The sequence below is a fragment of the Clostridium psychrophilum genome (assembly GCF_018861705.1).
GTDB classification, from domain to species: Bacteria; Bacillota; Clostridia; order Clostridiales; family Clostridiaceae; genus Clostridium_AD; species Clostridium_AD psychrophilum.
Genome location: NZ_JAHLEC010000113.1, coordinates 1 through 10,149, shown reverse-complemented (window position 1 = coordinate 10,149; position 10,149 = coordinate 1). Strand labels below are relative to the sequence as shown.

Here is a 10,149-nt window from a genome sequence, read left to right as displayed (position 1 = left end):
TTGTTCTATGCCCAGAATGTGATGCAAATATGATAATCAAAGGACGATGAGATTATCATATTTGCTTGGCATAAGGGTTTTTACTCGACCGTAGGGAGATTTTGTTCTTTTATTTTTTGTCGAATTATTCTGTAAAAAATATTAGTGAATGTAACATAAATACAATTGTGTTACATTCACATTGAGGCTATAGCCCATTCCTTATTTTTTTCATTTTGAATGTAACATAACGTCTTAACTTGTTACGTTCAATGTATTATAATGGTTTTAATTATAATATTAAGGAGTTGTAGAGCATGAGGCTAGTTCAACCAATTAGGGATAGAGAAAAACTTGAAGAAATGAAAATGGAATTATTGAAAAAAGGATATAAAAACTACTTAATGTTTGTTGTAGGAATAAACACCGGTCTTCGGATTAGTGACATATTAGAACTTAAAGTAAAAGATCTAAAAGATAAAACACATATTAAAATAATAGAGCAAAAGACAAATAAGATAAAAAGATTCCTAATAAATTCGCTATTAAAAATAGAAATAGATAAATATATTAAAACAATGTCTGATGAAGAATACTTATTCCAGAGTAGGAAAGGCGATAATAAGCCCATTAGCAGAGTCCAGGCATATCGAATACTTAGTAGTGCAGCGGAGCATATTGGACTTGCGGAGATAGGGACTCACACACTACGAAAGACCTTTGGATACTGGCACTATAAACAAAATAAAGATGTTGCACTACTTCAACAAATATTTAATCATTCCTCCCCTAGTGTTACTTTAAGATATATTGGAATCAATGAGGATATAACGGATAAGAGCATAGAAAATTTCTATTTATAGAATTGTAGTTATTTGTATAATAAATTTGTTTTTTTAAATAAATTTTTATGATAAAATAAAAAGTAAACTAAAGTAGTTTAAAAGTAACCTTAAATAATGGGGGCTAGGAAAATGAGTAAACCTAAAAAATTAGACCTGCCAATAGAAAAATTAAAAGAAATAGCTCAGGCAATAAATGAAAATACAAAAAACAATAAAATTAGAATCAAAGAAGAAAAAATACCTACTGATAAATTTATAAGACAATTTGGTATAAACAGAAAAGACTTTTCTGAAACAATTAAAGAAACAAATATAGTATATAATAAATCAACTTTTTTTTATGATACTGAAAGTAGTGAGAAAGTACTCTTTTCAACTACCAAGGTAAATTCCGAACAATTAAACAAAGGGATCGTAAATCCAGCCTATGCTGAACCACTTGAAATTCAAGAACCACATCAACAAACTACTCAAATTAATTTAAAAGAAATTCAAAGTATACCAAAGAATACTTTTGAACTACCGACTGAATTCAAAGAACTTTTATCTCTAACTGGAGATCTAAAAGAAATGGTAGGTTGGTATAAAAAACAAACTAATACAAATATAATTGAGGTACCAGAACTCAATATAAATGATATTAAGTTAAATGGTGAAGTAATCACTAGAAGCTTCAAAATGTATAAAGGAATAGCAGAAGAATTTTCTAAGTTTGCAGAAAATAGAAAAGAAAAACAGAAAGATCTTATTTCTATCGCTATTTTAGAATTTATAAATAAGTATAAATAGATTATGTTGATTTGTAGTAACGCATTTCTGCTTATTATAAATTATGAAAGGATCACATTCACTATGGGGAAAACATCAGAATATATGAAAATAGGTACATTAACAAAAGAAATAGCAACACTTAAAAACTTTAAATATCCTGGTAAAGTATATGCTGCTCCTGGAGTACTAAAACATATACAAAAACATAAAGATAAATTCAGCAAAACTATTTCAAATAATTTATTGTCAACTATGGAAAATATACTAAATGACCCTGATTATGTGGGGTGCGCTCCTGATAAAGAAGGTACAAGCCTCGAATTGATAAAAAGAATTGGTGATAATATGCTTTTAGCTATTCAATTTGATACTATTGATAATTACATATATGTCGCTTCATTGTATCCAATAACAGAAGCTAAGCTTGATAATAGACTAAATAGCAAAAGGATTGTAAAAGTGTAACGTATTATTGCACTTTTTAATCATAGAATGTATAATATAAATATAAACATGTTAATAATACTACTATAGTTTGGATTTGAAGTTGGAAATGGCTCCCAACGCGCTACTTGCAAAGGTAGTTAACAGAGATACAGGATACGCCGCCCTGTCAAACCAACTATAATGTATAGAAATAGAAGGTACTCTTTTAGAAGGGTGCCTTTTTGTTATATATTTTTTTAATATATAACATATTCCTATCCTAAAGCAGATTGCGCCAACAATCAAAATCTCATCATCCATTTCGTTATTATTTTATTCTGTCTAAAATTGTATATATAGTTACTATTACTGACCTCTAAAGCTACCTTTTTTTTGTACTATAAATAGTTCTGCTAAATTATCCTCGGAATATATTACTCTAAATCCAATAGTATCTTTATCACACATAGCTAAAGATTGCTCTAATTTTTCCATAGTAATTTTAACTTCTATTTTATGATAACTACATAAATGTTCTATCATATTTAATATAACTTTCTTATCTCCTATATCTTTCACATCGTCTTTTAAGAATGTAAAAGATAAATAATCATCTTTTTTTTGAAACTTAAATATTTCAATATTCATTGTAGCCATTATTTCCCCTCGCTTATTGATAATTGACTGAACTTTTCCCCTGCATCATCATTTTGGAGACTATCCCACCCTAATAATCTCTTTTCTAAGTCATCAAAATCATATTCTCTTTGCTCATAATTATTAAAACTACCTTTAGCATGATTTTTCTTTGGTTCTATGTAAACCCCTGGCTTAACCATGCTTATCATCCATCCTGTAAAATTCGGTATCTCTTGGTTTTTACCATCAGCATACACTTTTTTAATTATTTCAAGATTCTTTTTAGAACTATCATATATTTTTTTAGCTTCAAGAGCTGTTATATTGCTGTCACTCATTATAACCATAATTTTTTTAATTGGAGTTTCTTCTTCTTGTTCGATTAATGTTGCTAAAACTTCTTCCTCAGCAGTTTCTTCTGGAAACTTAATAGAATCTTTGTTAGATATTTTGGGTTTATTTGTTTTAACATAAAATTTAATCCCTGTTACCTTTCGTTTAGTTTTTAATTCCTCATACTTAAATGAGATATCACTTTCACCATTTATTTCTTCAAATGCTGGAGTGAGTACATGTTTTCTAAAATCAGCATACCTATTATAGCTTTTGGGGCATTCTAACTTGGATCTTAAACTATCTAAATTATCGACTCTCCATCCAGTATCCTCAAAGCTTTTTAAATAATAATAAATTCTTTTACTATAAATATTCGTAAAATTTATAGGATATTTAATTTGATAAAAACAAGCTTTTTTAGCACTTAATAATAGTTTTTTAAGCGTTTGACCTAATTCAATTATAATTTTACCCTCTCCACCAAGATAATTAATACTAGAAAACCAAGCAAAGTATATTCTATTTTCTTTCTTTTCACTAATTTTTTGAGTCACCGAAAATCCTTTACCTTCAAATGTTCTGACTGTTTTTTTTACATCGCCGTAAATATTACTTTTATCTTGTATATTATATAATTTCGCATACTTAGTTATATCAATTTCATATCGCAAATTATCGTCATTTTCAATAGACGCAAAAACCATATCCAAAACATCATTCTGTTTTTTTGTTAAGCTAAATCTTGCTTCAACAATTGTTTCAGGTCGTCTACATATTAATTCCCCGCCCTTTTTATTTTCCATAATATCCTCCTATAATCAATATAGGTATATTATTACATGTAGACTGTGGAAAGTCAATTTCCACTTTCCACAGTCATTTCTTCCACCTTAACAGTCAATCCTTCCACCTTTAACAGTCAATCCTTCCACCTTTAACAGTCAATCCTTCCACCTTTAACAGTCAATCCTTCCACCCTTATGCCCTTCAAACCGTTAGTACCACTATGTTTGCAGAATCCTACTATACTCTCTACTATACTCTTTACTATACTCTTTACTATACAACAACTGTAGTTGTTCTCTTTTTATAACTCTAAATCTTCTCTTTTAGTTCTTTTTGAAATTCTCTCAGATTCTTTTTCAAGCTTAAGTTTTTGTTTAACCTCAGGTATTAAATTATTTTTTTCTAAAATATCAGTCATTATTTTATATTCTTTTATCAACCCTACTACATTATCTTTTAATTTTTTATGTTCTTTTTTTAATTTAGAGTATTTATCAAAGTACTCTGTAAATCCTTTATGATAACTTAACTTATCACGTTCCAAGGAGGTATTAACCTGTTTTAATTCATCGAAAGATTTTTCATTTAACAATTCTTTTTTAGCTAAATTCATTATTTTATTGTAATCGTCCTCTTGAAGAGTCATTTTAGAGCCTATTAAACTCCTTTTAACGCTTGTTTGTTCAAGATTAGATATATTAGTCGTTAAATTTTCTAAGGCCTTAGATTTGATATTAAGCTCATTGTAGGCAGTATGGAATTCAACCTCACTTCTTTTTAACTCTTCTTGTTTAGTTCTAATTTTAAATTCCTGAGTATCCAAATGAGTTTTTTCACTACCTGCTTCACCTCTTTGGACATCAAACCCCTTACTTTGTAAATGTTTGGGCAATTCAGATTGTAATTGTAGTAGAGCTTTACGATTAAAAATAATTTTAGCTGAAAGTCTTCCGTCCTCAGTTAGAGGTACACTACAAAGGTGCATATGTGGCGTAGTTTCATCCAAATGTACAGTTGCTGATACTATATTCTTTTCACCATACTTTTCTTTTAAGAAGTCGTAAGTCTGCTTAAAGAACGTCGCTTGATCTTCCAGAGGAAGCTTTTTGAAATATTCACTATCAGAAGTTATTAAGGTACTGGTCATTACTACAGCATCTTTTCTAATTCCCTTATTGACACTATAACCATCTTTAATTATTTCTTTAATTTTATGATTATAGTTAATATGTTTTTCATTATGTAAGTCATAATTTAGAATTGTACGGTCTCTATTTATGTCTTTATTTTTACTGTTTTTGCTTTCTCTTTGATTATGAATTTGAGTTCCTTTTACATCATTTGCTTTGAATTTTTGAACATGACAAACCAAATAACTCATATAGATCTCCCCCTTAGTTCTAAACAATACTTTTCGAAATATATTCCCTTAAGCGGAATAATTCCAAGTAAAGTATAGCACATTATACTTTACTATCGTAAAATTCGTGCTCTCCGAGGGGATAAGGTCAAAACCTAAAAAAGGCATAAAGCATTGCTATAACTAGTGTTATGCTACTTTACAAATCAAAATTATTAAAAGTGAGGTATAGAGCCATTCCCGTATACCTATACGTATCATGGTTTTACATTTTATAGGTCTTATCGGATACCTTTACGTTCTTAAAATCACATAAAAATTCAACTATTATTGTCGCTAAACGACCGAATTAATTTATATTTTAATACGTTAAAAAGTTTAGTTGTCTTTAGGGCGAAGAGACTTTTTGTATTGTGTGCACAGTCGTATTTTAGTTTTAAATTTTCATATCCAAATGTGGCTGCACTCCCTTTCTTATTTTCTCACTTTGTGGCTTGAGCAACTGTATTTTATTTATGAAATATAGGTTTATATTTTAAGAAAACCAACTGAAAAAGTGGAAGTGGTCAGAGTTATTTTTCTGACAAGGGGTCCGTTTTTGAAGACGGTAGTTATTTATGGACATCTCCAACATTTCAAAATTATTTGATTCGTGGTAACAATTTAAAATAAAGTTAAGAAAGTAATTAGATAAGAATTATCCTAAGTTTTTTATCTTTAGAGTTATTTAATATATAATCTACTTATAACTTAAAATCCTCGGAAACACATTGCAAAAGGCTTTATAGTGATATATAATAAATATATGTTAACAGTACAGTGTAAACATTTGTTAACATAGTTATACCAACGTTTCACGTGAAACATTGTGTTAACACGATTAAACGGGAGGTATTTTTATAATGGCAGATGAGAAAAGTACAGTATTAGGAATTAGGCTTGATACAGAAGAACGCAAAAGATTTGATGAATTTGTAGGTGAAGAAGGTAAAAATAATAAAGATTTTCTTAATACACTATTAAATTTATATGAGTTAAACAAAGGAAAGGTAAAAAACATTAATTTGGTAGGCGATATTGATGTTTTAGAGGGATACACAAACAAAATACATCAGGCATTTATTAATGTTATTGATAAATTAGAGAGTCAAAAAGGTGACATTTCAGAAAATGGCCAAAAGAATTTGCAAATATATAAAGATAAAGTCAGCGATTTACAAAATGAAATTGATTCAGTAACCTTATTAAATTCAATGAATGAGGAAAAGTTAGTAATTTTAAGCAAAGATAATACATCATTAAAAGAGCAACATAATCAATTACAAGAAAGTGCCCAAGATAAACTGACTATTATTAAGGAATACCAAGGCAAAAACGATACATTAACTGGGATACTTGAAGAATATGAACAATATAAAATTGAAGTGGAAAAATATAAGAAGTTACTTGCAGATGCGCAATCTATAAATATTGAATTAAAAGATAGCCTTAAAGAAAAGGATTTTCAAGTTAACAATTTAAGCAAAGACATTGTTAACTTGAAAGAAGATCATGAGAAGGTCATTAATGGCTTGACTAAGAGCCAAGAGCAATTGAAGGATAAACATAGCGAAGATATTCAGCAGTTAAAGGACAAGGCAAGCATAACGATGGATAAGGCATTACTAAAACTAGAAAAGGAACAACAAGAGCAGTTAAATCAAAATCAAGTAAACCATAATGCAGAGATACAAGAATATCAAAGTAAATATAAATCTCTATTAGAAGAACTTGAAAAGAAAAAAACAACTCCAAGAGCTAAAAAAGATGTTTCAGTGCAAAATAAAAAATAAATTTTATAATTTATCTACTTTAAGAAATGATAATGTATAATAGGACTTATGAGGTGATAAAAAGTGGCAAGTAATGATGATATAATGGAAATATTGGTTAAATTAACAGAAGGTCAAACAGAAATAAAAGGCTCATTAAACAGCATGAATAATAGACTTGATAAAATTGAATTAGTGCAAGAAGAAATAAAAACCAAAATTATTACCTTGGGTGAACTACATCAAGCACACGGAGAACAACAAGAACGATTATTTAAAGTTAGTGATAATGCGATATTGGAGAAAATTGATATATCAGAAACATCAATAAAAAATGTTTCGAGTGATGTAAAACAGATTAAAGAAATTGTTGAGGTACTTGAAGAAGTTACTGGGAAACATGAAATTAAAATAAAAGTATTAGAACGTAGGCCAGTATAATAATACATTCATTCTCGATTACCAAAAAAGCCACAGTATTTTTACTGTGGCTTTTTTGGTTCAATATAACATTTATTATATTGAATGGTTTTTATCGTTTGCTAATAAGTTAATTATAATTTCCAGCTTGCTTATATCTTGTTCTTTTAATATAGATAACGAATAAAAAATATTGTTTTAAGCATTTACAAATAAATCCACATGTGATATATTTGTATCATAAAGTTATAAATATATAACACATGGAGGTAATGAAATGAAAACCAAATTGAGTTTACGCAAAAAAATCGTTATGCAAACAATTGTTCCAGATATAGTAATAATAGTTTGTGGGGTATTAGCAAATATGCAGAACGGTCTGTTGAATAATATCATGGGCTTGTTTGCCATAGTGTTATTGCTTTTTATGTTTATCTATACTAATCGTAAAAAAAGTGAACCTACAGATGAAATGGCAAAACAAAATCAACTAAAGGCAGGTAAATTATCTTATACTATTACATTGGCCATGTTTGGCTTAGTGATGTTATATGCTTTAAAGTTTAAAACATCCGTGATAATTTCTATGCCAGTCCTAGTGTATGGTTTTGTATGTATTCATATATTGAATCTTGCAATATTTCTATTTTATGATATTCGTGGTAATTAAATATGTCAAAGATGACAACGAGGATTAAGGAATATAGGGCAAAAAATAATATGAAACAAGAAGAACTTGCTCAATTGATAGGAGTTCGACGGGAAACGATTGGGCATTTAGAAAATGGAAAATACAATCCTTCATTAAAAATAGCAATGGATATTGCCAAAGTTTTTATGGTTTCGGTAGAGGAATTGTTTCAATTTATGGACAATTAAACGACGTGAAAATTTAATTTCACGACATAATTTATTTTTTGATCCATTTACAATTAGGTGAAGATCACTCATTTATTTTTATGTTTAATTTAATTATTAATAGTATGGGTAGCACCAATATTTTCGATTTAACCATTCTAGAAAATAGTAACATATGGTACACAATGATATAATTGACTTAAAATAACTGTGTAATAAACCTCCCTTAATTAATAATAAGGTTTTCTTATTATTGAATCATTCGAGCAAATTCGTTACATTTTTATTGAAATAAAAAAATTTAATTGTCGAAAAAACTTTAAATATAGCTAAACCAGTGATATAATATAAATATGAACAGAATATTCTAAATTTTTATTAAATTTAAATTTGTGTAAAATTTAGGCATTAATGTTCTTTGTTAAAAATCAAGTTATAAAGGAGTGATATATGTGGGATTATTACGTTGGTTAGCAGGAATATTAATAATTTTCTGGTTATTGGGGCTGGTTCTTAATATTGGTGGTGGTTGGATACACATATTAATTGTCATAGCCGTTATAGTATTCATTTTTGATGTTATAGGTGGAAGAGGACGATAATAGAAAGTGTTATTTCAAATATATCACAGAATCATTTTACAAAAAACTAAAATATGAAAGGGATGTTATTATGTTAAACAAAGCCAAAACACTAAAGAATTATAAATTAAGCTGTGTAGACGGAGAAATAGGTAAGGTCAAAGAATTCTATTTTGATGACCACTTTTGGGCAATTCGCTATTTAATTGTAAACACAGGAAATTGGTTAACTGGTAGACAAGTAATAATCTCACCGTATGCATTGGGTGATGTTAATAAAGAAGATGAATCTATCACCATTAATCTCACCAAGAATCAGATTGAAAACAGTCCTTCTTTGTATAATGATGAACCTATATCACGACAATATGAAGAAGATTACTATAAGTATTATGAATGGCCCGTATATTGGGGTGGACCAAACATGTGGGGAACGTATGGACTTTCTCCTCGCATAGAGAGTGGTCAAGACCAAGAAAAATTAATGGGATCACCTCAAGTTAACGAACAGTGGGAAAACCATTTACACATGGCTAGTGATGTAATTGGGTACGACATCCAAGCTACAGATGGCACAATTGGACATGTTGAGGATTTTATTATTGATGATAAAACACTTGCGATTCGTTACCTAATCATTGATACAAAGAATTGGTTGCCGGGGAAAAAGGTTCTTATTTCACCAAAATGGATAGAACGCGTTAGTTGGGATGAATCTAAAGTATTCATCAACCTTCTTCGTGAGAGTATTAAGCAGTCACCTGAATACACGGATGAATCTATTTTAACTCGTGACTATGAGACTGGATTGTATAATCATTATAATCAACAGGGATACTGGATCGATGAACATGAGTCCAATGAACATTTCCTCTAAAACATATTATTAATGTGGATTTTGAGTGTTTTGAAAGTTACACAATAGACTTGTGTAACTTTCACTTTTCTTATTTAGCAACGATTTTAAATGTTTTATATGAAAAGCATAAATTGAATGTTACTTAATACTAACAATTGATATTGTTATGTAACATAATTTCTATTTTATTTCTGACTCATAACCTTCAATATGCTAATATACATTTTTGGCGGGTAATGTAAAAACACCCAAAATAGGCTACACTCCTTAAATATTAAATATTATTTAAGGAGTGTAGCCTATTTATATTATTATTTAGTTATAAACTTTTTTATTATATAGGAAACAGCTTGCGGAAACCGCTGTGGATAACATTTTAGATGAAAATTAGGTGGAAAATTCAAGAGAAATATGAGATGATTAAATCATGAGAAAAAATAAGATTACTATAAAACAAATATTTGAAGATAATTATCCA

General features: G+C 28.8%; 12 protein-coding genes. 9 read left to right on the top strand and 3 right to left on the bottom strand.

The annotated features are described in order from the left end of the window. Positions 1–296: 296 nt before the first annotated feature. The 3 genes from KPL38_RS16235 (at position 297) to KPL38_RS16225 (ending at position 2,060) form a co-directional block, all read left to right on the top strand. Positions 297–842, top strand: coding sequence for a site-specific integrase (locus KPL38_RS16235; RefSeq protein WP_216290195.1), 546 nt, complete (start codon positions 297–299; stop codon positions 840–842). Between the two features lie 111 nt (positions 843–953). Further along, the gene (locus KPL38_RS16230; RefSeq protein ID WP_216290194.1) at positions 954–1,613 is read left to right on the top strand and encodes a hypothetical protein; all 660 of its coding nucleotides are present in this window, start codon (positions 954–956) and stop codon (positions 1,611–1,613) included. A 63-nt stretch (positions 1,614–1,676) separates the two neighbouring features. Further along, complete coding sequence (locus KPL38_RS16225) at positions 1,677–2,060, top strand: PBECR3 domain-containing polyvalent protein (RefSeq protein ID WP_216290193.1); 384 nt, start codon at positions 1,677–1,679, stop codon at positions 2,058–2,060. A 327-nt stretch (positions 2,061–2,387) separates the two neighbouring features. On the opposite strand, the gene KPL38_RS16220 is transcribed toward KPL38_RS16225, so the two are convergent. From KPL38_RS16220 to mobV, 3 genes are all read right to left on the bottom strand, one after another. Continuing rightward, complete coding sequence (locus KPL38_RS16220) at positions 2,388–2,678, bottom strand: hypothetical protein (RefSeq protein WP_216290192.1); 291 nt, start codon at positions 2,676–2,678, stop codon at positions 2,388–2,390. Continuing rightward, complete coding sequence (locus KPL38_RS16215; protein ID WP_216290191.1) at positions 2,678–3,799, bottom strand: replication initiation protein; 1,122 nt, start codon at positions 3,797–3,799, stop codon at positions 2,678–2,680. The genes KPL38_RS16220 and KPL38_RS16215 overlap by 1 nt, the downstream gene beginning before the upstream one ends. Positions 3,800–4,083: 284 nt before the next feature. Continuing rightward, positions 4,084–5,163, bottom strand: coding sequence for a MobV family relaxase (mobV, locus tag KPL38_RS16210; RefSeq protein WP_216290190.1), 1,080 nt, complete (start codon positions 5,161–5,163; stop codon positions 4,084–4,086). A gap of 881 nt (positions 5,164–6,044) precedes the next feature. Between mobV and KPL38_RS16205 the strand changes: the two genes are divergently transcribed. The 6 genes from KPL38_RS16205 to KPL38_RS16180 all read left to right on the top strand — a co-directional run bounded on the left by KPL38_RS16205 (position 6,045) and on the right by KPL38_RS16180 (position 9,689). Beyond that, complete coding sequence (locus tag KPL38_RS16205) at positions 6,045–6,974, top strand: hypothetical protein (protein ID WP_216290189.1); 930 nt, start codon at positions 6,045–6,047, stop codon at positions 6,972–6,974. Positions 6,975–7,037: 63 nt separating this feature from the next. Beyond that, positions 7,038–7,394 (top strand): hypothetical protein, encoded by a 357-nt coding sequence (locus tag KPL38_RS16200; protein ID WP_216290188.1) that lies wholly within the window; start codon positions 7,038–7,040, stop codon positions 7,392–7,394. A 256-nt stretch (positions 7,395–7,650) separates the two neighbouring features. Next, positions 7,651–8,043: a DUF2178 domain-containing protein gene (locus KPL38_RS16195; protein WP_216290187.1), complete on the top strand. Its 393-nt coding sequence runs from the start codon at positions 7,651–7,653 to the stop codon at positions 8,041–8,043. Positions 8,044–8,045: 2 nt separating this feature from the next. Next, a complete protein-coding gene (locus tag KPL38_RS16190; protein ID WP_216290186.1) occupies positions 8,046–8,252 on the top strand; it encodes a helix-turn-helix transcriptional regulator in 207 nt (68 codons plus the stop codon). Between the two features lie 431 nt (positions 8,253–8,683). Beyond that, complete coding sequence (locus KPL38_RS16185) at positions 8,684–8,833, top strand: lmo0937 family membrane protein (RefSeq protein WP_216290185.1); 150 nt, start codon at positions 8,684–8,686, stop codon at positions 8,831–8,833. A 70-nt stretch (positions 8,834–8,903) separates the two neighbouring features. Continuing rightward, on the top strand, positions 8,904–9,689 hold the full coding sequence (locus tag KPL38_RS16180; protein ID WP_216290184.1) for a PRC-barrel domain containing protein: 786 nt from the start codon (positions 8,904–8,906) through the stop codon (positions 9,687–9,689). Positions 9,690–10,149 lie beyond the last annotated feature (460 nt).

Excerpts from the sequence above, each read along its gene's own strand:
- KPL38_RS16205 (WP_216290189.1), top strand. The coding sequence starts at position 6,045 with ATGGCAGATGAGAAAAGTACAGTATTAGGAATTAGGCTTGATACAGAA.
- KPL38_RS16220 (WP_216290192.1), bottom strand. The coding sequence starts at position 2,678 with ATGGCTACAATGAATATTGAAATATTTAAGTTTCAAAAAAAAGATGAT.
- mobV (WP_216290190.1), bottom strand. The coding sequence starts at position 5,163 with ATGAGTTATTTGGTTTGTCATGTTCAAAAATTCAAAGCAAATGATGTA.
- KPL38_RS16230 (WP_216290194.1), top strand. The coding sequence starts at position 954 with ATGAGTAAACCTAAAAAATTAGACCTGCCAATAGAAAAATTAAAAGAA.
- KPL38_RS16195 (WP_216290187.1), top strand. The coding sequence starts at position 7,651 with ATGAAAACCAAATTGAGTTTACGCAAAAAAATCGTTATGCAAACAATT.
- KPL38_RS16235 (WP_216290195.1), top strand. The coding sequence starts at position 297 with ATGAGGCTAGTTCAACCAATTAGGGATAGAGAAAAACTTGAAGAAATG.
- KPL38_RS16215 (WP_216290191.1), bottom strand. The coding sequence starts at position 3,799 with ATGGAAAATAAAAAGGGCGGGGAATTAATATGTAGACGACCTGAAACA.
- KPL38_RS16190 (WP_216290186.1), top strand. The coding sequence starts at position 8,046 with ATGTCAAAGATGACAACGAGGATTAAGGAATATAGGGCAAAAAATAAT.
- KPL38_RS16225 (WP_216290193.1), top strand. The coding sequence starts at position 1,677 with ATGGGGAAAACATCAGAATATATGAAAATAGGTACATTAACAAAAGAA.
- KPL38_RS16180 (WP_216290184.1), top strand. The coding sequence starts at position 8,904 with ATGTTAAACAAAGCCAAAACACTAAAGAATTATAAATTAAGCTGTGTA.